Annotated in this window: 23 protein-coding genes; 3 read left to right on the forward strand and 20 right to left on the reverse strand. The window is 44.9% G+C overall.

What is annotated here, in order from left to right; genetic code table 11:
* Positions 1-6 precede the first annotated feature (6 nt).
* The 3 genes from sufC to ACO53F_RS01200 form a co-directional block, all read right to left on the reverse strand.
* Complete coding sequence (gene sufC, locus ACO53F_RS01190) at positions 7-777, reverse strand: Fe-S cluster assembly ATPase SufC (RefSeq protein ID WP_311465086.1); 771 nt, start codon at positions 775-777, stop codon at positions 7-9.
* A gap of 144 nt (positions 778-921) precedes the next feature.
* Positions 922-1,485 (reverse strand): ECF transporter S component, encoded by a 564-nt coding sequence (locus tag ACO53F_RS01195; RefSeq protein ID WP_298078159.1) that lies wholly within the window; start codon positions 1,483-1,485, stop codon positions 922-924.
* Positions 1,482-2,303, reverse strand: coding sequence for a bifunctional hydroxymethylpyrimidine kinase/phosphomethylpyrimidine kinase (locus ACO53F_RS01200; RefSeq protein WP_485136998.1), 822 nt, complete (start codon positions 2,301-2,303; stop codon positions 1,482-1,484). Before ACO53F_RS01200 ends, ACO53F_RS01195 begins: the two co-directional genes overlap by 4 nt.
* 95 nt (positions 2,304-2,398) lie before the next feature.
* Between ACO53F_RS01200 and pdxR the strand changes: the two genes are divergently transcribed.
* A complete protein-coding gene (gene pdxR / locus ACO53F_RS01205; RefSeq protein WP_485136999.1) occupies positions 2,399-3,802 on the forward strand; it encodes a MocR-like pyridoxine biosynthesis transcription factor PdxR in 1,404 nt (467 codons plus the stop codon).
* Positions 3,803-3,821: 19 nt separating this feature from the next.
* On the opposite strand, the gene nusB is transcribed toward pdxR, so the two are convergent.
* From nusB to ACO53F_RS01255, 10 genes are all read right to left on the reverse strand, one after another.
* Positions 3,822-4,256, reverse strand: a complete 435-nt coding sequence (nusB, locus tag ACO53F_RS01210) for a transcription antitermination factor NusB (RefSeq protein ID WP_485137000.1) — start codon at positions 4,254-4,256, stop codon at positions 3,822-3,824.
* A 10-nt stretch (positions 4,257-4,266) separates the two neighbouring features.
* Entirely contained in the window at positions 4,267-4,686 is a 420-nt protein-coding gene (locus ACO53F_RS01215) for an Asp23/Gls24 family envelope stress response protein (protein ID WP_298078154.1), read from the reverse strand.
* A 22-nt stretch (positions 4,687-4,708) separates the two neighbouring features.
* On the reverse strand, positions 4,709-5,776 hold the full coding sequence (locus ACO53F_RS01220) for a M24 family metallopeptidase (RefSeq protein ID WP_485137001.1): 1,068 nt from the start codon (positions 5,774-5,776) through the stop codon (positions 4,709-4,711).
* Between the two features lie 43 nt (positions 5,777-5,819).
* Complete coding sequence (gene rnjA, locus ACO53F_RS01225) at positions 5,820-7,538, reverse strand: ribonuclease J1 (RefSeq protein ID WP_070755307.1); 1,719 nt, start codon at positions 7,536-7,538, stop codon at positions 5,820-5,822.
* A 1-nt stretch (position 7,539) separates the two neighbouring features.
* Positions 7,540-7,755, reverse strand: a complete 216-nt coding sequence (locus ACO53F_RS01230; RefSeq protein WP_023390973.1) for a DNA-directed RNA polymerase subunit epsilon — start codon at positions 7,753-7,755, stop codon at positions 7,540-7,542.
* Between the two features lie 185 nt (positions 7,756-7,940).
* A complete protein-coding gene (gene smpB / locus ACO53F_RS01235) occupies positions 7,941-8,393 on the reverse strand; it encodes an SsrA-binding protein SmpB (protein WP_268444934.1) in 453 nt (150 codons plus the stop codon).
* Positions 8,394-8,416: 23 nt separating this feature from the next.
* A complete protein-coding gene (rnr, locus tag ACO53F_RS01240) occupies positions 8,417-11,014 on the reverse strand; it encodes a ribonuclease R (protein ID WP_485137002.1) in 2,598 nt (865 codons plus the stop codon).
* 39 nt (positions 11,015-11,053) lie between these two features.
* Positions 11,054-11,800 carry an alpha/beta hydrolase gene (locus tag ACO53F_RS01245; RefSeq protein ID WP_485137003.1) on the reverse strand — a complete coding sequence of 249 codons (747 nt, stop codon included), beginning with the start codon at positions 11,798-11,800 and terminating at the stop codon, positions 11,054-11,056.
* Between the two features lie 67 nt (positions 11,801-11,867).
* Positions 11,868-12,104, reverse strand: coding sequence for a preprotein translocase subunit SecG (gene secG, locus ACO53F_RS01250; RefSeq protein ID WP_083316232.1), 237 nt, complete (start codon positions 12,102-12,104; stop codon positions 11,868-11,870).
* Positions 12,105-12,171: 67 nt separating this feature from the next.
* Positions 12,172-12,957 carry a sulfite exporter TauE/SafE family protein gene (locus ACO53F_RS01255; protein WP_485137004.1) on the reverse strand — a complete coding sequence of 262 codons (786 nt, stop codon included), beginning with the start codon at positions 12,955-12,957 and terminating at the stop codon, positions 12,172-12,174.
* Positions 12,958-13,346: 389 nt separating this feature from the next.
* On the opposite strand from ACO53F_RS01255, the gene ACO53F_RS01260 reads away from it, so the two are divergent.
* Positions 13,347-13,910, forward strand: a complete 564-nt coding sequence (locus ACO53F_RS01260; protein ID WP_485137005.1) for a hypothetical protein — start codon at positions 13,347-13,349, stop codon at positions 13,908-13,910.
* A 135-nt stretch (positions 13,911-14,045) separates the two neighbouring features.
* Here ACO53F_RS01260 and eno read toward each other — a convergent pair whose 3' ends face one another.
* From eno to ACO53F_RS01295, 7 genes are all read right to left on the reverse strand, one after another.
* Positions 14,046-15,344, reverse strand: a complete 1,299-nt coding sequence (gene eno, locus ACO53F_RS01265) for a phosphopyruvate hydratase (protein WP_298077023.1) — start codon at positions 15,342-15,344, stop codon at positions 14,046-14,048.
* Between the two features lie 109 nt (positions 15,345-15,453).
* A complete protein-coding gene (gene gpmI, locus ACO53F_RS01270; protein ID WP_306485983.1) occupies positions 15,454-16,983 on the reverse strand; it encodes a 2,3-bisphosphoglycerate-independent phosphoglycerate mutase in 1,530 nt (509 codons plus the stop codon).
* Positions 16,983-17,738 (reverse strand): triose-phosphate isomerase, encoded by a 756-nt coding sequence (gene tpiA / locus ACO53F_RS01275; protein ID WP_485137006.1) that lies wholly within the window; start codon positions 17,736-17,738, stop codon positions 16,983-16,985. The genes gpmI and tpiA overlap by 1 nt, the downstream gene beginning before the upstream one ends.
* Before the next feature lie 75 nt (positions 17,739-17,813).
* Complete coding sequence (locus ACO53F_RS01280; protein ID WP_070755291.1) at positions 17,814-19,004, reverse strand: phosphoglycerate kinase; 1,191 nt, start codon at positions 19,002-19,004, stop codon at positions 17,814-17,816.
* A gap of 198 nt (positions 19,005-19,202) precedes the next feature.
* Positions 19,203-20,204, reverse strand: coding sequence for a type I glyceraldehyde-3-phosphate dehydrogenase (gap, locus tag ACO53F_RS01285; RefSeq protein WP_298077025.1), 1,002 nt, complete (start codon positions 20,202-20,204; stop codon positions 19,203-19,205).
* A 26-nt stretch (positions 20,205-20,230) separates the two neighbouring features.
* Positions 20,231-21,280 (reverse strand): sugar-binding transcriptional regulator, encoded by a 1,050-nt coding sequence (locus tag ACO53F_RS01290; RefSeq protein WP_485137007.1) that lies wholly within the window; start codon positions 21,278-21,280, stop codon positions 20,231-20,233.
* 388 nt (positions 21,281-21,668) lie between these two features.
* Positions 21,669-22,139 (reverse strand): S-ribosylhomocysteine lyase, encoded by a 471-nt coding sequence (locus ACO53F_RS01295; protein ID WP_291428612.1) that lies wholly within the window; start codon positions 22,137-22,139, stop codon positions 21,669-21,671.
* A 226-nt stretch (positions 22,140-22,365) separates the two neighbouring features.
* Between ACO53F_RS01295 and ACO53F_RS01300 the strand changes: the two genes are divergently transcribed.
* Positions 22,366-23,028 carry a DUF6198 family protein gene (locus ACO53F_RS01300; RefSeq protein ID WP_485137008.1) on the forward strand — a complete coding sequence of 221 codons (663 nt, stop codon included), beginning with the start codon at positions 22,366-22,368 and terminating at the stop codon, positions 23,026-23,028.
* The last annotated feature ends 72 nt before the right edge of the window (positions 23,029-23,100 follow it).

The following is a 23,100-nucleotide window of genomic DNA, read 5'->3' on the forward strand; positions in this document are numbered from 1 at the left end:
TATCACCTAGGCTTTCTCGTCGTAGTGAAGACCTAATTCTTCACTAATACCCTTATAACCTTCCGCCTCCAAGCGTTTAGCTAATTCGGCATCGCCTGTCATTACCACGCGCCCTTCCATCATAATGTGGACCACATCGGGCGTGATGTAATTGAGTAATCTTTGATAGTGGGTGATAATCAGGGAACCAAAACCTTCACCCCGCATGGCGTTGACGCCCTTTGATACCACCTTAAGGGCATCAATATCGAGACCAGAGTCGATTTCATCCAAAATAGCAAAGCTAGGTTCAATCATGAGGCATTGTAGGATTTCATTACGTTTCTTCTCCCCACCTGAAAAGCCTTCGTTGAGATAGCGTTCGGCCATTTCTTCTGGCATATCTAAGAGAGCCATCTTCTCATCCAATTTCTTGATGAATTCGCGGACGCCCATCTTGTTATTATCATCCCGCCGAGAGTTAATAGCTGCGCGCATAAACTCAGCGTTGGTAACGCCTGGAATCTCGCTTGGATATTGCACCGCCAAGAAAAGACCAGCACGGGCACGCTCATCTACTTCCATCTCCAAGACATCTTCACCATCTAAGAGAATCTCACCTTGGGTTACTTGATAGGCAGGGTTACCCATAATGGCCGCCGCTAGGGTGGACTTCCCAGTCCCGTTTGGTCCCATAACCGCATGAATTTCTCCTGTTTTGAGGGTCAAGTTAACCCCTTTAAGGATTTCCTTGCCTTCAATGGCCACATGTAAATCCTTGATTTCTAATACTGGCATATCGTCACCTATTCCTTCCTTATAGTCTCCTTTATTCTACCGTTATTTGCCTTGAGACGCAATTCATGCGCTTTCTTTTGTGATTTTTGTGCATTTATTTAAACAAGAAAAAAGAAGCTGGTAAAACCAGCTTCAGCATAATCACTATTCGCCAATTGGATGGAAACGTTCAATCACACGCTTCATTGGATAGTAGAGAATCCCTACTAAAATAGCCGTTACGATGGCAGTGAAGAAGGTGGCGGGCATCTTCTCGACTACTCTTGCCATGGCCGCATTCCAACTAGATCCTAAAACCAATTGTTGCGCCACAATGGAGACTGGCCGACTGACAATCTTGACTAAACCAGCCACAACGGAAACCGCAACAAGGTTAAAGCGCGTGTCACGTTTCTTAAATACATAGGTGTAGACTGCATTAACCGTGACAAGAACCAGGCCGGCTTCCAAAAGCGTAAAGGCGACAGAAGCAGCAAAGCCATTGAACACATCGAAGATGAAAAGACCTAAAAAGGAAGCAATAGAACCACGCTTGAAGCCTAGTAGTAAGACGGACAAAACAACTAAGGCATTGCCGACATGAACCATAGTTCTACCCGGCATCTGGATTTTTAAATAAGTAATCGCAAGAACGATAAGTGCTGCGAATAACCCAATTTCGATATAGCCTACTAAGCGACGGTGAAAGGCTGTTTTTGTTTGATTCATAATGAGTCCTCTTTTCTTAAGGTTTTGCTGATAAAAGGTAAATAAGGCTGATAATAAAGCTCCTGGCGACTTAGAGCTCGGTCTAATCCTTGGTTTTCTACGGCCCGTCCAACTAAATCAACACACCATTGGCATGTCGCTTCTAGAGATAAGCCACCTACCTGGCAGGCCAGGAAACAAGATGTGAAGAAGTCCCCCGTGCCAAACAAATGGCAATTTTGGCGCTGAGTCCAAGCCTCTTGATTAGACTCAAAAGCCACCCCAATCTTGTCATCCACTTCAATCCCTGTGATGACCCAAGACTTTTGCTTATATTCAAGATTAGCCAAAGTCTCTAGAGCTTGCTTATCTTCCTGAGTTTTAACTAACTCAGCATCTAGACCAGCCAAGAGATAGGCCTCCGTCAAATTCGGCAGGGCATAATCGGCTAAGGCAACCAGTTCTTGCATAGCCGCAACATAATTCTGATCCAGCCCAGTATAAAGCTGACCACGATCTCCCATGATGGGGTCCACCACCAAAAAGGTGTCAGCTTGGTAGTGTTTATACCAGTTAACAAATTGGTGAATCTGGTTGGCATTGCCAAAATATCCGGTCACAATAGCCTGGAACTTGACCTGTCGCCAAGCCATTAAAGAGGCGGAAAAGGCTGCATCCAAACTCTCGCGGTAGACTGGCCAACGTCCGGTATGGTGGGTTAAGTAAACTGTAGGCAGGAGGGTCACCTCGTAACCAGCTGCATTCAATACAGCCAAATTCGTTAAACCAGCCACCTGGCCTGTGCCAGGAATATCATTCACTACCAAAATACTTGCCATTCAATTCCCTCCCTCTGCTTGTTATCATACCCTATTTCTGGTACCATTAATAGTGCCAGTTTCTTACAAATGACTAGTACCACTTGGAGGACTCTATGCTTATTCATCTCGACTCAAACAAGAAAGAAGCGCTCTATAGTCAACTTTATCAAGCTATTAAAAATCAAATCCATTCCGGCCACTTAGTTGCCCATCAAAAGCTCCCAAGCAAGCGCCAATTGGCCAAGGATTTAGGCATCAGCCTCAATACCGTCATTAATGCCTACGACCAATTAAGCCTCGAAGGCTACCTAGAAACCAGACCACGTCAAGGTTACTTCGTAGCCGATGTGCGTTTCCAAGTCCAACTGACCTCGGAACAAGCCAGCCTAACCACTAGTCCTAGCCCTAGTTGGCGCTATGACTTAACCAAGGCCGAAACCGACCCCAGTCTCTTCCCCTTTGAAATTTTCCGTAGACTTTATACTCAGCGATTTGACTCACAGTCCCCTGACTTGCTTGGGCCTAGTTCTGTTCAAGGCTTAGCGCCACTTAGAAGTAGTTTGGCAAGCTATCTAGCCAATGAACGTGGCGTTCCATGTCAACCAGACCAACTCATCCTAGGCCCTAATGCTCAGGCCCTCTTTCAGATTTTAGTCCAACTCCTTTCCCCTAAGCGTCGAATTGGGATTGAAGATCCCGGCTACCACGCTCAGCTACCATTTTTGAAAGAAATGGGCTGGCAGGTTCAAGCCTGCCCACTTGATCAACTAGGGCTAGCTATCGAAGAAGCGCCACTGGACCAGTTAGACATCCTTAGCGTCACTCCTACCCATCAATTTCCGACCGGATCAGTTATGCCTCTACCCCGTCGCCAAGCTATCTTAGACTGGGCTAGGCAGAGTCCTAATCGCTGGATTATTGAAGATGACTACGATAGCCAATTTAAATATACTGGCCGACCTGTCCCCTCTCTGGCACAATTAGACCAAGGAAATCAAGTAATCTATATGGGCAGCCTGTCCCGCATTCTCAGTCCTGGCCTCCGCATCAGCTATATGGTATTGCCAGCAACCCTTCTATCTCTTTTCTATCAGAAGGAAAAGCAATTTGCAGTCAACTTGAATACCATCTCTCAGTATGCTATTCACGATTTTATCCAGCAAGGTCACTTAGAACGCCATCTTAATCGAGCCCGGAGCTTCTACAAACGCAAGCGTGATAGGCTGATTCACGCCATTGAAAAGCAAGATCCCCAAGCCCAACTAATTGGCCTTGATGCAGGTCTCCACCTATTAATTCAACCGAGTTTTGCTTTCCATAGCCAGCCTTTTCAAGCCCAACTGGCTCAAGAGGGTATTCGCCTTAAGACGTTAGCCGACTTCTCTATCCAAGCCCAGACTGGCTTCGACCAACAAATCTTCCTGAGTTTTTCTGGCCTTCCAATGGATGAGGTGGATACGCTCATTAGCGACCTCTACCAAGCTCTGAGACAACATAAAAAGACCACCAAATCTTAGTTTGGTGGTCTTTTTATGTTTAGTTCTTAAGGTCTTTTAGAAGACCTGCTAGTACACCATTAATAAATTGCTTCGATTTGTCATCACTAAAGGTCTTAGCTAGTTCTACTGCTTCATTGACAGCTACCTTGCTTGGCACTTCGTCCTCACTCACATAGAGAAGTTCGTAGAAGGCAAGTCGCAAAATAGCTAGGTCAATCCGCGCTAAGCGATCCAAAGTCCAGTCTTCAGATAGATAGTGACTAATACGTTGGTCTAGCTCCTCAGCTGTTTGGTTGACACCCTGAACCAGGCGGTCCAAGTAGGCATCAGAGCCTTCAAAGCCAGCTTCAGGGTCGTTACCTGCTTCAAGAGCGAAGGCACAAGCTTGGTCTAAGCTTACGGGCACTTGAGGCCGGATAAGTTGGAAGATGGTCTGAACAGCCTTCTCCCGAACTTGGTGTCGATTACTCATCTTGGTCACACTACTCACCATCAGTTTCATCTAAGTGGAGATAATCCACAGGCTGACTAGCTTCCGTTTGGATGCTAGCGACATGGACATTGACTTCTTGAACAACTAAATCCGTCATGAAGAAGATTTGTTCCTTAACTTTTTGTTGAACCTTCATGGCAACTTCAGGTACAGAATAGCCGTATTTAAGGTCGATTTTAACATCAATGGCAATTTCTGAATCGTCGCGGCGAACACGAGCACCAACCCGATCAGGATTCATACCAAAGAATCCACCTACCTCTGTTTGGAAAGACTTGTGGAGTTGGTAGACACCTTCTACTTCACTTACAGCTTTAGCTGCAATAGCTTCAAGGACACCAGTAGTGATGTTAATTTCCCCTAAGGGTGCCACCGTTTGTGGTTCAAAATGACTGTTTTCTTGGGTCATCTGGGCTTCCTCCTTTTTAGGTTTAAACTTCTAAAATAATCAATTCTTTTGGACTGCGGTTGAGCAATTCTACATGGTCTGGATGAACTACTAAGTCGTCTTCAATCCGCACACCACCTAAGCCTTCGATATAAATACCGGGCTCATTGGTAATGACCATACCAACTTCCACTGGTTGGTCATTTTTGGCATTAACGCCTGGCGCTTCATGAATGTCCAAACCAACACCGTGACCCAAACTATGGCCGAAGTATTGGCCATAACCTTTTTCACTGATGTAGTCACGCGCGATAGCATCCAATTCAGCCCCGGTCATACCGGCTTTAGCCTTTTGGTTAACCAAGTTATGGGCCTCCAACACAATATGGTAAATTTCTTCCAGTTTTGGATCGATTGAACCAACCGCAATGGTACGGGTCATGTCGGAAGAATAGCCTTGATAGTAGCAACCGAAGTCTAAGGTGACTACATCGCCTTCTTCAATAACCTTATCGGAAGCCACCCCGTGAGGCATTGCTGAACGTAAGCCGCTGGCTACAATGGTATCAAAGGACATGGCACTAGCTCCTAAGGTTTTGAGGTAACGTTCTAATTCGTTAGCCACCTCAATCTCAGTGACACCAGGCTTAATGAAAGTCAGAATATGACTGAAGGCTTGGTCCGTAATTTCGCAGGCCTTCTTCATGGTTGCCAATTCATCTGCGTCCTTAATTTCGCGGATTTTCTCAATTAAGCCCTGAGTTGGTACCACTTCTGGACCAAAAAAATCCTTAATGCGAAGATAAGTAGAAACGTTCATTTCATCCGCTTCAATCCCGACTTTTTGAATCTGATTAGCAACTAAGAAGTCATTAATTTCAGCGAAGATTTCCTTCTTGTTTTGTAACAAGGTAAAATCTGGTGCTTGCTTACTTGCTTGCTGCACATAACGGAAATCAGTTACGAAAATGGCTTGATCTGATGTAATAACCAAGGCCGCAGTCGTCCCTGTAAAATTAGCTAAGTAGCGAATATTTTTTAAGTTAGTCACTACCAAGGCATCTAATCCTTGTGCAGCGAGCTGAGCTCTTACTTTTTCAATACGTGACATAAACATTCCTCTTTTCTAATAAGCTTATCTGTCTAGACTTTGCTTAGTCTTGTTCGGTTCGCTGTTTTCGACGGCGGACACCCTTATTGATGTCCAACAAGACCGGCATAATCATTGGAGAACGTTCGGTCCGTTCATAAATTAGAGGCACGATAGTGTCCATAATCATTTCGCGAATCAGGCGTTCGCTCACGTTATTGCCATTTTCGTTAAGGCCACGGTTAATGGCTGACTTGAGGCTAGACTGCAAGGAGTGAATTAGGTCGCTGGACTCTCGCATGTAGATAAAACCACGCGACATAATGTCAGGTCCGCTAACCAACTGCTTGTTTTCATAGTCTAAAGTGGCAGAAATCACCACTAAACCATCTTCTGATAGGTTACGACGGTCGCGGATCACGACATGTCCGATATCGCCAATGCCGCTCCCATCCACATAGATGCTATTTGCCGTAAACTTGCCCGCAATCCGAGCACTATCAGCGGTTACGGCTAGCATCTGACCATTTTCCATAACAAAGCAGTTTTCCTTAGGAATCCCTGTTTGTTGGGCTAGGCCAGCTTGAATACTTTGCATACGGAATTCACCGTGGACTGGCATAAAGTACTTAGGCTTCATGAGGCGCATCATCAGTAATTGCTCTTGCTGACCACCGTGACCAGATGTGTGGATGTTGTTAACCTTACCATGAATCACATGGGCCCCAACTTCACAGAGTTGGTTGATCACTCGGTTAACACTCATGGTATTACCAGGAATTGGTGAACTTGAGAAGATGACTGTATCGTTAGGTTGAACTTGAATTTGACGGTGAGTCCCGTTGGCGATACGACTTAGGGCCGCCATCGGTTCCCCTTGTGAACCGGTACAGAGAATGATGAGTTGCTCAGCCGGCACCCGGTTGAGATCACGTTGCTCTACAAAGAGCTCATCATCATCTTTGATATAGCCTAGTTCCCGCCCTGTCTTAATAGCCGATTCCATACTACGACCGAAGACAGCAATCTTACGCCCTGTTTCTTGGGCCGTTTCGACCACTTGTTGGAGACGCGAAACGTTAGAAGCGAAGGTTGCAAAGATAACCCGGCCTTCTACCTTCTGAATAATGTTTTTAATAGATTGTCCCACCACTTGTTCCGACTTGGTAAAGGTTGGAATTTCTGAGTTTGTGGAATCCCCTAAAAGGACTAAGACGCCCTCTTCCCCGATTTTAGCCATGCGGTGTAAGTCTGCTGGCTTACCTACAGGAGTGAAGTCGAACTTATAGTCACCTGTAAAGACGATATTGCCTGGAGGTGTCTTAACGACCACCCCGTAGGCTTCAGGAATACTGTGGGTTGTTAAATAGAAACTTACCGTTGTCTTGCGGAAACGGATGACCGCATCTTCATCAATTTCGTGAATTTCAGCTTGACGCAGAAGTCCGCGTTCTTGCAACTTATTGCGAATCAGCGAAGCCGCTAGTTTACCGGCATAGATAGGCACATTGATTTGTTGCAGGAGGAAGGGAATACCCCCGATGTGGTCTTCGTGACCGTGACTAATAATCAGGGCTTTGACCTTACTCTGGTTTTGCATAATGTAAGAAAAATCAGGAATTACGTAATCAATCCCTAGCAAATCATCTTCCGGGAACATAACCCCACAATCTAGTAAGATGATTTCGTCTTGGAACTGTACACCATACATGTTCTTCCCGATTTCGCCTAAGCCCCCTAGGGCGAAGACGCCGGTTTCGTTATTCTTTAAATTAACTGCCATACTAGAACACCGACACTTCGAAGTCCGGGTTGGACTCTTGCTCATAAGCTAAATGAGCAGGTGATAATTCTTGGACGAACTCCACATTGTATGGTGTATACTTAGCAATCAATTCCCGTGCTTCCCCTTTGCTAGCAGCTTCTACATAAAGGGTTTGGGTATTTTCCCGAGTAGGAACTTGTTGGGTATTGGGTTGATATGTTACTTTAAAAATCATTGATTAATAACTTCCTTTCTCTATCTAGTTGCCTCCTGAGCGAGGCAGACTCTATCAATCTTATTCTACCACAATCCCCTCTTAATAGGAAAGTATGGTAACCATTTTTTTACATAAAAGCTTATCGACCTAGCTCTTTACAAGACAATGGGCACAAAAAAACTGGGACCCATGGTCCCAGTTGCTTATCTGATTTTAAGGGCGCGGTCAATATCCCGTTTGGCCTGTTGATCCTTGAGGGCATGACGCTTATCATACTTGTTCTTACCACGCGCAAGGCCAAAGAGTAATTTGGCCCGGCCCCTTACCAGATAAACCTTCAGTGGTACCAGGGTCATCCGGTTTTGTTGGACTTCGCGATGTAGAGTCTGAATCTCTTTCTTATGAAGCAAGAGCTTACGATCCCGCTCTGGGTCATGGTTAAAAATATTACCATGATCGTAGGGGCTGATATGGACCTGCTTAAGCCAAGCCTCCCCATCACGAATGGAGATAAAGCCATCCTTAAGGTTCATCTTGCCCTTGCGAATGGACTTAATCTCTGTCCCGGTTAAGACCATACCCGCTTCATAGGTTTCAAGAATCTCATAATCATGACGCGCCTTGCGATTCTGAGCTAAAGGCTTATCTTGCGACATCAGTCACCTCTTTTCCGCAGGAGCTAACCTAGGCGGTTAGCCTGAGGTTGCTTGCGTTTAATCTTAAATTGCTTAAATTTACTTTCCGTAGACTTAGCTGATTTTTTGCTAGCCTTGTCACTTGCAAAAGACTGCTTCTTAGCCTGACGGCTATCCTTGCTTTGATGCTCAGACAGTTCCTTGCGATGACGCTTGCTAGCAGACTTAGATTTGGCTTTGCCCTTGTCCTCTTGACGACCTTTATTGGCTTTTGAGCCCTTGGACTTGCCTGCTCCAGCCTTATTGCCAGATGCCTTGCCTTCTTTAGTCACACGCTTCTTCTTAGCGGAAGCTCTAGCTGACTCGTCTTTGCGCTGTCTGTCTTGATGCTTGCCTTTCGCCGACTTATTAGCAACCTTAGCTTGTTTGCTACGTTGTAGGACTAAGTCTACATCTAAGCCAGTCACTGGTTCAGCTTCAAGCAAGCTAAAATCAATTTCTCGTTCGCCAACATTCACAGCTTCCAAACGTACTTTAACCTTCTGACCAATCCGGAAGATTCGACCTGTTCTTTGCCCTACTAGCAATAGATGGGCCTGATCGAACTCATAGTAGTCGCCCGTCAAGTCCTTAAGACTAATCAAACCTTCAACTGTGTTAGGTAAGGCAACAAAGATACCAAATGAGGTCACCGAAGAGATGACTCCTTCAAATTCTTGCCCGATTTTATCTAGCATGTATTCAGCTTTCTTCATAGCAGTCACATCACGCTCGGCATCAATTGCTCGACGCTCCATTTTAGAACTTTGGTCAGCAATGCCTGGCAACTGGTCAAAAATACGAGCCTTATCCTGATGACTTGGTTTCTTATCCAGATAACGATGAATAAGGCGATGAACAATCAGATCTGGATAGCGCCGGATAGGCGAAGTAAAGTGGGTATACTCAGCCGTTGCTAACCCATAGTGACCAAGGGCTTCTTCACTATAGCGGGCTTGTTTCATAGAACGCAACATCATAGTGGAAACAGCCTGTTCAAAGTCTTGCCCATCAACTTGCTTAAGAGCTTGTTGCAGTTGCTTAGGCGCAATCGTTTCTACCTTACCTCTGAGGACAATACCAAAAGCGGTAATGAACTCAGCGAATCGTTGCATACGTTCTGAATCAGGTTGCTCATGGACCCGATAAATCATAGGATAGTCGCGAGTCATATAGTGTTTAGCCACCGTCTCATTAGCTGCCAACATAAAGGATTCAATCAAACGTTCAGCTAAGCCACGTTCCCGCAATTGAATATCCAGCGGATGACCTTGGTTATCGACCAAGACCTTGGCTTCTGGCGCATCAAAATCCAGCGCACCTCGCTTAATTCGTTTGGCTTCGAGCAGATGATGGAGCTGGCTCATATCTTCTAAAAGATCCACGATTGGCGCATATTTTTGACGCAGTGCCTCATCCCCTTCTAAGATAGCATTGACATCATCATAGGTCATGCGGTAAGAAGAATGGATAACTGAGCGGAAGATACGATGGGATTTAACCTGTCCCTGGCTATCTATGACCATTTGACAAGATAGGGTCAAGCGATCTTCATGAGGATGCAGGGAACAAATCCCATTGGACAAGCGCTGTGGCAACATTGGCACGACTCGGTCAGTTAAATAGACAGAAGTTCCGCGCTGGTAAGCTTCCAAATCTAAGGCAGACCCCTCTTCTACATAATAGGATACGTCAGCAATATGAACACCTAGGACATAATCGCCATTCTCTAGGCGGTCAAGCGAGATGGCATCATCTAAGTCCTTGGCATCTGCCCCGTCAATCGTCAGAATGACCTCTTGTCGCAAATCTTCCCGATTGGCAAGGTCCTGAGCTGATAAGGTCTGAGGCACTGCCTCAGCCGCTTCTTTCACTGCCTCTGGGAATTCATGAGGAATTCCGAATTGATAGAGAACGGATAAGATATCCACACCGGGCTCATCCCGGTGACCAATTTCCTTAGCTACTAGGCCTCGTAAAATGTGAGGCGCTTCTGCTGTCGGATACTGACTGATCTTAACGATACAAATAGAATGGTCAGCAGGCTGAATCCCAGCTGGATCGATTTCAACCCGGACGGCATCACTGTAATCACCTTGTGGTAAGACATAGCCCAGAGCCTGACGTTCCTGACGAACTTGGCTTGGGTAAGCGACGAATTCTCCAACCAACTGGCTCACTGCGCGTTCAATTACGCGCAAGACTTGAACTTCAGAGCCTTTACCAGTTTGAGGATTAGCCAATTTCAGGACTTCTACTTCTACCGTGTCCCCTTGCATGGCGTTCAGGGCGCGGCCTCGAGGAACGAAGAAATCAGGTTGGTCTTCGGCATAGGTGACAAAACCAAAACCTTGGGCATTGGCTCGATAGGTTCCCACTACTGTCCTGGTAGCCTTGGAGTTAAGTCGATAATGACCTCGTTTGGTCTGCTCTAACTCTCCGATATTTTCTAAATAATTAATGGCACGCACCAGTTTCTTATACATCTTAGTACCGCCGTAATTGAGGGCTTTGGCCAAGGATTGGCTCGTCACGGTTGCCCCCGCTTCTTGATCCTTCAAATAGGATAAAATTCTTTTTTCAATGCTTGTGAGTGCACTCATAGCGTCTCATGCACCTCCTTTGTTTTAAATTAAATTTTTTTAGTTATCAAATGCTTGGATAAATTGCAATAGGCTAGCTTCGAAGTCTGACCGATTGCGGTTAGTGGTAATAACATGGGTGTTCTCTTCACACCAGTGGAAAGTGATTTTAGCTGATTCCAGCGCCTCCAATAAGTCATAGACCGCCTCTGGGTCTACTAATTCATCTTGGGCCGATTGAACAATGTAAATAGGTAGTTCAATCGAAGCGAGTTGGTCTTCAAAACCACGAGCGAAAGACTGAATGTCCGCTACCTGTTGCCGGTGGGCAGTCCGAACTGCTTCTTCTGTTTGTAAATAGTCAGGCAAATCACCTCGCTTTTCTGCCAAGTAGCGGGCAAAGGCAATGAAGCGATTTTCTAAATGTAGGCCATCCCGACTAATTACTGGCGAATTAAAGACGCCCCCACCAAGAAGTTGACTATCCGCCTCACATAGGGCGCGCATGGCCATAACTCCACCCATAGATAGGCCGAAGACCAGGACTTTTTCGTAGCGTTCTTTCATAAAGGCTAGAGCCTCTTGTAAGTCTTGCCACCAGATTTCAGGTCCAGCATTCAAGATATCTTGGATATCTGTCGTCCCATGCCCTGTAAATAGGGGACAGAGTACGCCATAGCCTTGACGATTCAGTAGCCCAGCCTGAGGCCTTACATCAGCCGTGCTGCCTGTGTAGGCGTGGCAGAGAATGATACCAAGCCTAGCTCCCGGAGCTTCTATATAATAGGCACCCTTAGAGAGGGGCATAATCATTCCTCCTTTTCAAGAAAAAAGACCTCTGAGTCTAAGGTCAGAGATCTAAAACTTAAGCAACTTATTTAGAAGAGAAATAAGCAAGTGCTAAGGCTAACACAAAGAACAAGACGCCAAACACCACGGTTGAGCGAATGAGAAAAGCCTCAAAACCACGGGCCTTGGTCTTACTCATTTGGTTCTCGGCACTACCACCTGACAATGAGCTTGCTGCATTACTTTTAGATGGTTGCATAATGACCAACATAATTAGAATAATTGATACGATGACTAAGGCAACAGTCAATACTTCTGACAAGGTACTTCCTCCTTTTTCGAAAATCTCTACCCCTTATAATACCACATATTAGGCAAGCTAACAACTCCTAATGCCATAATTGAAAGGCATTATAGAGATTAATCCCTATGACTAGCAAGACCACCCATTGAAAGACCCGGCGAACAGCTTGATCGGATAGAAGTCGTGACATCCGTGCTCCTAGTAAGCCACCCACGATAGCCGCTGGTACGATATATGCCAAAATCGATAGGTCATAACGAGCAAAACCTGCCCCCCAGGCAATGGTCACCAACTTGGTTAACTGGGAACAAAAAATAGTAGCAATAGAATAGACGGTTGCTTCCTTGATTGGCATAGCGAAAACAAGCATAAGCAAGGAAACATTAATAGGTCCTCCGCCGATTCCTAATAGACTGGCAAAAAATCCCAAACATAAACCTACAGCACTATACCAGAGTGCCCCTTGCTTGGACCAATGTAAATTTTCGTAGCGCGTGTAAACCATGGCAAAAACTAATAGCACCACTGTTACTGCGATTTGAATCAGGGTAACCTGACTGGCCTGCGCTACTCTTTTAAGCAAAAACTCAAAAGTTTGATTACCCAGGTAGCCGCCCAAAACTGACCCTAAAGCCAGATAGGCTACTTGCTGCCACTGGATTTTACGTCCCGCTTGAACTTGACGTATGGTCGATACCAAAGACATAGTAAAGACTGCCACCGTCGAATAAAAAGAGATAGCCACTACCGAATCATGGCCTACAAAGTCCAAAACCGGTTTGATAATGACACCACCGCCCATACCCGACACGCTACCTACGGCATTGGCAACTACAATAATCAGAAAATATAGTACTCCTATTCCGCTCACACTTATTCGCGCTCCTCTGACCTCATCACTTCTCGCCACTTCTATTTTACACAATTATCAGCTATTTTGCACAAGTAAAGAACTAGATTGTACCGCTATTTTATAAAGTAAATCCTTAGAAAAACGTACGACTAAATATTGTATCGGTTATATTTAAAATAAAATACCTACACATTGAATTCTAATAATTAGTTTTATACTTAAAATTCGAGATATTCAAGTTTTACAATCCTTCAGGTATCAAAAACTACCTTTTTAAACCTTGCTATTTTTATTGTTTATATACATATATTAGGTTTTCTATTTTATTATTTTCTTTAGTTTTTACGTTTACAATAGATTTCAATCATGCTATACTCAGTCCATCAAAATATAAAGGAGAGAATCCTATGAAAAAATCCCTTATTAGCTTTTTAGGGCTATCAACTCTTGCTGCTTGTGCTTTGGCTACTGCTAATGTCCAAGCTAGCGCACTCCCCCCATTAGTCTTAGACCCCCTGGACAACCAAGTGATGACGACTGCCACTTTACCACCAAGACCAAGCCAAGGCTTACCAGGTTTTGTTCCTCGCTTCTCTAACCAAGAGACCAAACCAAAAAACACGATGGCCAATGGTTACAAGCCACTCGATCCTATTGTTGTGGCTCCTGAAGACAGTCAAGTAATGACTACCGCAACTCTTCCACCCGCTGTCTCCCAACCACGTCCAGTTTTCGAAGACGATGAGCTAGAATCATACGATTACCAATCAAGCGAAAGCCATTCAGAAGACGCACCTTCCAACAATAGTAGTCATGACAACAACTACGATTACAGCTATGACTATAGTCAAAACTACGATTATAACTATGATTACAATTACAACTATTACTACAGCAATGATTATGACTATAACTACGGTCATTACAATCAATACGACTACAACTACAACACTTCTTACTACTACAACTAAGCACTTAAGCAGCCAGTTTCAGACACTAGGTCTGGAGCTGGCTGCTTGCTTGTCCTCTATCTAGTGAGTCGCCAATCCCTAAGTCAACAAAAAAGAGACTAGGACATACGCCCTAGTCTCAAGCTTACTTAAGAATTATTTACCTAAGTTGTAGAAAGACTTCAAGCCGTCGTAGCGAGCTACTTCGCCTAATTCGTCTTCGATACGGAGCAATTGGTTGTACTTAGCGATACGGTCAGTACGTGACAATGAACCAGTCTTGATTTGGCCAGCGTTAGTTGCTACAGCGATATCAGAGATGGTTGAGTCTTCAGTTTCACCTGAACGGTGAGATACTACTGCAGTGTAACCAGCTTTTTGAGCCATTTCGATTGCATCGAAGGTCTCAGTCAAGGTACCGATTTGGTTAACCTTGATTAAGATTGAGTTACCAATCCCTTTTTCGATCCCTTCAGACAATTTAGCAGTGTTAGTTACGAACAAGTCGTCACCTACTAATTGAACTTTAGAACCTAAACGGTCAGTCAATAATTTCCAACCATCCCAGTCGTTTTCGTCCATACCGTCTTCAATGGTGATGATTGGGTATTTGTTAACCAATTCTTCCAAGTAGTCTACTTGTTCAGCAGAAGTACGTTTTGCACCTTTGTCGCCTTCGAACTTAGTGTAGTCGTATACGCCATCTTCGTAGAATTCAGAAGCTGCACAGTCGAAACCTAAGAATACATCTTTACCTGGTTCCAAACCAACGTTCTTGATAGCTTCTAAGATAGTTTCTACGCCATCTTCAGTCCCTTCAAAGTTAGGAGCGAAACCACCTTCGTCACCAACAGCAGTTACTAAACCACGTTTGTGTAAGATAGATTTCAATTCGTGGAAGATTTCTGCCCCCCAACGAAGTGCTTCTTTGAAGCTTGGTGCGCCTACTGGCAAGATCATGAACTCTTGGAAAGCGATTGGCGCGTCAGAGTGAGAACCACCATTGACAATGTTCATCATTGGTGTTGGTAATACTTTCGTATTGAAGCCACCTAAGTATTTGTAAAGTGGAACGTTTAAGTAGTCAGCAGCAGCGCGAGCAACAGCAATCGATACACCTAAGATTGCATTAGCACCGAGTTTCCCTTTGTTAGGAGTCCCGTCTAATTCAATCATCAATTTGTCGATGGCGTTTTGTTCTAAAACATCGTAGCCTAACAAAGCGTCAGCGATGACGTTGTTCACGTTGTCAACTGCTTTAGAAACCCCTTTACCTAAGTAACGTGATTTGTCGCCATCACGCAATTCAACTGCTTCATATTCACCAGTTGACGCACCTGATGGAACCATCCCACGACCGAAGGCACCACTTTCAGTGTAAACATCTACTTCGATGGTTGGGTTACCGCGAGAGTCGAGGACTTCACGAGCATAAACGTCTGTAATGTATGGCATATTGTTCTCTCCTTTAAAGTTGATTAGCCTCTTAATTACTTAAGAGTATTGCCACTATCTATTTTAGTGATTTTCGTGGCAAAATGCAAAGATTTTCTTGCTTTTTAACCTATTTCTTAATGAGGGATTCCCCGGTCATTTCTACCGGTTGCGCAACCCCTAATAAATCCAACATGGTTGGGGCCAAGTCAGCCAAACGGCCACCTGAACGAAGTTCCACTCCTGGCTTGGTTACAATAACTGGCACTGGGTTAGTTGTGTGGGCAGTCATTGGTTGACCGTCTAAAGTCACCACTTCGTCAGAGTTCCCGTGGTCGGCTGTAATGATGGCAGAACCGCCTTTGGCTAAGATTAAGTCAACGACTTCGCCTAAGCACTCGTCAACCGCTTCAATGGCTTTGACAGTTGGTTCTAACATACCAGAGTGACCTACCATGTCAGGGTTAGCGAAGTTAAGGATGATGGCATCCAACTTATCTTCATTGATGGCAGCTACTAAGGCATCCTTGACTTCATAAGCAGACATTTCTGGCTTGAGGTCATAGGTTGCGACCTTAGGAGATGGGATCAAGATCCGATCTTCACCTTGGAATTCCTCGTGACGGCCACCACTCATGAAGAAGGTAACGTGAGGATATTTCTCAGTTTCTGCAATCCGTAATTGTTGTTTGCCATTATTGGCTAGGACTTCACCGATAGTGTTTTTGAGGTCTTCCTTCTTGAAGGCAATCTCAGCTAAGACATCATCGCTGTATACAGTGAAGGTCACAAACTTGAGGTCTTTTGGATAGTCGCCGCGGTCGAAACCTTCGAAAGCTGGGTTAGACAAGGCAGTCCCTAATTGGATAGCCCGGTCTGGACGGAAGTTGAAGAAGACAACAGAGTCGCCAGATTCAATTTCAGCTACTGGTTGACCACCTTCAGTGACCACAAATGGCACAACAAACTCATCGTAAACTTCTTCCTTATAGGAAGCTTCAATCCCTGCCACAGCAGAGTCAAATTGAGCGCCTTTACCGTGAACCATAGCGTCATAAGCCAGTTGCACCCGTTCCCAACGCTTGTCACGGTCCATAGCATAGTAACGACCAGAAATGGTTGCGAAGCGACCTACGCCGACTTCACCAAAGACTTCTTCGGTCTTCTTAACGAAGTCTAAACCTGAAGATGGCGCCACGTCACGACCATCTAAGAAGCCGTGAACATAGACTTTTTCAAGGCCATATTGCTTAGCTAAACGCAAGAGGGCGAAGAGATGCTCATAGTGAGAGTGAACCCCACCGTCAGAGATTAAGCCCATCAAATGAAGAGCTTTACCTGATTCTTTGGCTGCTTTCACCGCTTCAACCAATTCAGGAATTTCGTAGAATTGGCCTTCACGAATGGAAATGTTAATACGGGTTAGGGATTGATATACAATACGCCCTGCCCCAATGTTCAAGTGACCTACTTCGGAGTTACCCATTTGGCCATCTGGCAAGCCCACGTCTTCGCCGCTAGCTTTGAGTTGGTTATGAGGGTAAGTTTCCCAGTAACGGTCAAAGTTTGGTTTCTTGGCTGCTTTAACGGCATTCCCGAATACTTCGTCGCGAATAGCGAAGCCGTCCAAGATGATTAAGGCTACAGGAGCTTTTGACATTATTTCACACCTTCTAATAACGCTAAGAATGATTCTGGTACTAAAGAAGCACCGCCGACTAAGGCACCGTCAACATCTGGACATGACATGTATTCTGCCACGTTCTCTGGTTTAACTGAGCCACCATATTGCACACGTACAGCGTCTGCTGCTGCTTGACCAAAGTTCTTAGCTACGACTGAACGAACCGCTGCACACATTTTTTGTGCATCTTCTTTGGTCGCGGATTTACCAGTCCCAATCGCCCAAATTGGTTCATAAGCGATCACAGAAGCTTTCACTTGATCTTCCGAGAAACCTGCCAAAGCAGCTGTTACTTGTTTTTCAACAACTTCTTCTGCTTGACCTGCTTCGTATTGTTCTAAAGTTTCACCACAGCAGATAATTGGCACCATGCCGTTGCGGAAGATTGCTAAGCCCTTCTTGTTAACATCTTGGTCTGTCTCATGGAAGTATTCACGACGTTCTGAGTGACCAATGATAACATAGTCAACACCTAATGCTTTGAGTGATGCTGGGCTAGTTTCACCTGTAAAGGCACCTGCATCTTCGAAGTAGCAGTTTTGTACTGCCAAACCTAAGTCTGACCCAGCTAAGCTTGCTTTAACGTCAGAAGCCACTAAGGCTGGAACGCCTACAACTGCTTCAACAAGATCTGCGGAAGGTAATTTACCTTTAACCGCCTCAACGAAGGCTTTCGCTTCTTCGTTGGTTTTGTTCATTTTCCAGTTACCTGCAATAATTGGTTTTCTCATTAGTATCCTCCTAAGGATTATGGAAGGCCCCGAGGCTTAGAAAGAAGCCCCGGCCTTCACAGATTGATTGAATTCTTATTTATCTGAGATAGAAGCAACCCCTGGTAATTCCTTACCTTCGAGGTATTCTAAGGACGCGCCCCCACCAGTTGAGATGTGAGTGAACTTATCAGCATAGCCTAATTGAGCTGCGGCTGCCGCAGAGTCCCCCCCACCGATAATAGTGGTTGCCCCTTCAAGGTGCGCAATTGCTTCGCAGACCCCAATGGTCCCGCCAGCAAAGTTAGAGAACTCGAAGACACCCATTGGCCCGTTCCATACAACGGTCTTAGCATCTTGTAAGTAGTCAGAGAAGAGTTTAACAGTCGCTGGACCGATGTCTAAACCTTCTTGATCTGCTGGAATAGCATCTGAAGGTACCACTGTAATTGGTGCATCATTGCTAAATTCTGGCGCCACCTTGTTGTCAATTGGCAATACTAATTTGTCGCCAGCCTTGGCCATGATTTCTTTAGCTAATTCTACGCGATCAGCTTCTAAGAGCGAAAGCCCTACTTCGTAGCCTTTTGCTTTGAAGAAGGTGTAAGCCATCCCACCACCGATTAAGACTTTGTCAGCCTTGTCGAGGAGGTTTTCAATAACCCCAATCTTATCGGAGACCTTAGCTCCACCTAAGATTGCAACAAATGGACGTTTTGGATTGTCAACCGCGCCACCAATGAACTTGATTTCCTTATCCATCAAGAAACCAGCGGCAGTTTCCAAGTGGCTTGCCACCCCAACATTAGATGCGTGGGAACGGTGAGCTGTCCCAAAGGCATCGTTGACGAAGAGGTCACCCAAGCTTGCCCAGTATTTGCCCAATTCTGGGTCATTTTTAGATTCTTTTTTACCGTCGATGTCTTCAAAACGAGTGTTTTCGAATACTAAGACATCGCCTTCAGCTAAACCGTCAATAGCTGCTTCTAAAGCTGCCCCACGGGTTTCTGGCACGAAAGTTACTTCCTTACCTAATAATTCACCTAAACGTTTTGCAACTGGAGCTAAAGACTTAGAAGCCTTGTCTTCTTCAGTTTTAACTTTGCCTAAGTGAGAGAAGAGGATGAGTTTTGCTTTGTTATCGATTAAGTATTGGATAGTTGGCAAAGCTTGAACAATCCGGTTGTCGTCGGTGATGACGCCGTCTTTCATTGGAACGTTGAAGTCCACCCGAACTAATACCTTTTTACCTGCTACATCTAAATCTGTTACGATTTTTTTTGCCATATAAAAACCTCCTTGGGCATGCGATTTGGTGCTGTTATCAATTGACAGCTGTGACTCTTCCTGGCGATGGGTCAACCTGCTGATGCAACTGACCTCAACACCAAAGCGGTGATAATAAACAAAAGGCGAGGAAGCTTGTCACTTCCCCGCCTAGAGTGTCATGCGACTAAGCTCGACATTCGTATATGAAACTTATGATTATAAGCTTGCGAAGTAAGCTAAGGTACGAATTAATTGAGCAGTGTATGACATTTCGTTGTCATACCAAGATACAGTCTTAACTAATTGTTTGTCGCCTACAGTCATTACTTTGGTTTGAGTTGCGTCAAATAATGAACCGTAAGTGATCCCTACGATGTCAGAAGATACGAGTGGATCTTCAGTGTAACCGTAAGATTCGTTAGCTGCTGCTTTCATAGCTGCGTTAACTTCTTCAGCAGTTACAGGTTTTTCTAAAACAGTTACTAATTCAGTTAAAGAACCAGTTGGTACAGGAACACGTTGTGCAGCCCCGTCTAATTTACCGTTCAATTCTGGGATTACTAAGCCGATAGCTTTAGCAGCACCAGTTGTGTTAGGTACGATGTTTGCAGCTGCTGCGCGAGCACGACGCAAGTCACCTTTAGGGTGTGGAGCATCCAAGGTGTTTTGGTCACCAGTGTAAGCGTGGATAGTAGTCATTAAACCTTCTACAACGCCGAAGTTGTCTTGTAAAGCTTTAGCCATTGGAGCCAAGCAGTTAGTAGTACATGAAGCACCAGAGATTACTGTTTCATCCCCAGTTAAGATGTTGTGGTTAACGTTGTAAACAACTGTTGGTACGTCGTTACCACCAGGAGCTGAGATAACTACACGTTTAGCACCAGCTTTTAAGTGTAATTCAGCTTTTTCTTTTGAAGTGAAGAAACCAGTACATTCAAGCACGATATCTACACCTAATTCACCCCAAGGTAATTCTTCAGGATTACGGTTAGCTAAAACTTTAACTTCTTTACCGTTCACACGGAAAGCACCGTCTAATACTTCAACTTCACCGTTGAAACGACCTTGAGTTGAGTCATATTTTAATAAGTGTGCTAATTGTTTAGCATCAGTTAAGTCGTTGATTGCTACAACTTCCAAACCTTCTACATCTTGGATACGACGGAATGCTAAACGACCGATACGTCCAAAACCGTTAATACCTACTTTTACTGTCATATTTGACTTCCTCCTTAAGGAAAAATTTATTTTAACGGGGTATTAGCCCCACTTAAAACCATGTTTGCGATTCCTTCATCACAGATTAGAACGCCATGATGTTGGATAAGTTTGTAGTAAGCCTCTACAGCGCGGGCCTTGCTAGCGCCGCCTACTACGGTAATCAAGAGAGGCACCTCACGCAAAGACTGGAATTGAATCCCAAATCTCGGTAAACGTAAGACCTCCTGGCCGCTTTGATTGAAAAATACCCCGAAGGCTTCTCCAACCGCATCTTGGTCCTTCAATAATCGCTTCTGATCCGCCGTTAAATCATGTCGTTCTGCCATCACATTGGCATTACCGACCGATAACAAGAGCACATTGGCTGTCTTACTTAATTCAACAGCATGACGTATAGAAGGATTGTTGAGTAGTACTTGCGAAACTTGCTCCCCGATATTCTCAGGGATAAAGAGTGGCACAAACTGACCATCCGTCTGTTTAGCCATCAAGCCCCCAATATTGTTGGCTTGAATGTCATAAGAACCCCCAACCCCGCCACGAGCAGGTACAAAGACTAGGTCTCTATCTTCTCCCAACTGAGGTGTGAATTCTTGGGCTACTTGAGCCAGGGTAGTTCCCCCGGTCATGGCTAGCACTTGACGTCCTGATTCTAGGTTCAAGGCCAGAAACTCTGCTACCTTGCGTCCTAGTCGGCTCCCAACCTTAGGGTCGATATCGGCATCACCTTTGACAATCCAGACTTCTTGCAGTCCTAGCTTCTCCTTGACTCCTTGAGCCAGCTCGAAGAACTCATGGTGATCGTCTAAGGCTTGCTCCATGGCTTCCAAAACATCTAAGCCAATAGGCGTTAGCCGAATCCCCGACTGCTTGACATCCACCAAGCCCTGAGACCTCAAGCTATCCATCAAGGTTCGCAAGCTACGCTCTGATAGGGCCACTTCCTCTGCTAGGGTCTTACGACCAATCCGCTCGGGATGTTGGGCCAAGGTCTTCATTATGCGCAATCGCTGTACTAATTCTTGGCCGACTTGCGGGACGACTTTCTCAATCAAAGAAAACATATCTCGCATCATCTGCCTCCTTTGGTCAAAGATTGACCATGCAAAGCTTCTCAGACTCCCGTCTCAAGAAGAATTGCTCCTTCTCTAACCTCTTTAATGATACCATTCTTATTCCTATAATGCAAATGTTAAACCGCATACATTTATATTTCTCATGTAATTTTCATCTTGTTTCAAATGGTCGGAAAACGACCAACTGATAGGAAATGCTTTCATGAAAATATCGCTACCATCGCCTTTTGTGTCCTATAACAGGCTAGGGATGGCAAGCTAACGACCTACTCTCTCATACTAGGACCTAGACCTTACCCTATCTTTCCTGTCGGCAACATTTTTTTGATTCCTATATTGGAGTAGATAAAAAGGACAGGCCTAGACCTGTCCTTTTTGATATAAATTAACGGATTACTTGGTCACGAACAAAAGGATCCGTGCTAATACCTTGTTCTAAGACCAAACGGGCATATTCTTTGGCGCCCCAGAGAGAATGATCCTTGTAGTTCCCACATTCCTTAGCGGTGGCTGCCGGAATATCAGTAAAGCCTTGAACCTTCTTCAAAACATTGGCTAGCGCTTGAGCCACTTCTGCTGGCGTGTGTTCATTCCAAATCACCATGTAATAGCCAGTACGGCAACCCATTGGCGAGATATCCACGACCCCTTCCAACTCATCGCGTAAGTTAATGGCCAAATAGTGTTCCAGAGTATGGAGGGCTCCTGTAGGGATTGCATCTTGGTTAGGCTGCAAGAAACGCATGTCATATTTTTGCAAGAGGGCTCCAGATTCGTGGCGCTCCGTGCCAGCTAGGCGGACATAAGGCGCCTTAACGGCATTATGATCTAGGGTAAAACTTTCTACTTGTGCCATAGTATTCCTTCTTTCTATCTTTCTTTAGCCAGAAATCCGTTTGTCAGTCCCTTTTTAGGGAGCGAGGAAGTTTTTCTTCCTATAAAATACGGGTCATTTCTAGTTACTATTATAGGTATTTTGCGTCCTAACTTCAACCCGTCTGCTTGAGGATTTCCTGATAGGCAAATTGGGGGAATTATGCTAGAATAATAGGGTTGTGAAATCAAGAAAGGAACTTTAAATAATGTCTCAACCCCGCCCACTCACTCTCCAGGAAAGAATTTATTACCTATCTATCTCAATCTTACTCAATACCTTTGGCAACGCCCTGACCATCTCCATGAATATGGGTTCTTCCATGTGGACTGCTGCCTCCGTCAATATTTCTAACTATTTTCCTATTCAACTGGGTACCGTCTTGCTCTGCAATGCCTTGCTAGGCATTATTCTGAACATTATCATTGATAAGAAAATAGATATTCCTCTAATTATAGGAAATTTTGTCTTCATCTTCCCTTTCAGCGTCTTGGTCCAATTTTTTGTGCAAGGTATGGGCTGGCTGGGCTTGCCTGGTCTGCCGGTTTGGTTACGCTTGGTCTTGAATATCACCGGAATCTTCCTGATTGCTATTGCCATTTCCATCTATCAACGGGTCAATTGGATTATTCATCCTCTCGATGAATTGACTAACACCATCCGCTTCAAGTTCTGCAATGGCAACCCGGTACATGCGCAACTCCTAACCTTTAGCATCCCAATTGCCATGCTGATTATTATGTTCACCCTCTCCGGCCATCTCTATGCCGTTAACCTAGGCACCATCGCCGCCCTGCTCTGCCAAGGCGCCTGGATTGGTTGGGCCGACAAACGCGTCTTCGCTAGTTTGCCTCATTATTTTAGAGATTAAAATGTCAAAAGCCATCCTTTGTACTGACCCCAAAAAGTTAGACAATAAATAAAAGAACGACTAACCAAAGGA

It is taken from the genome of Abiotrophia sp. (assembly GCF_057275535.1).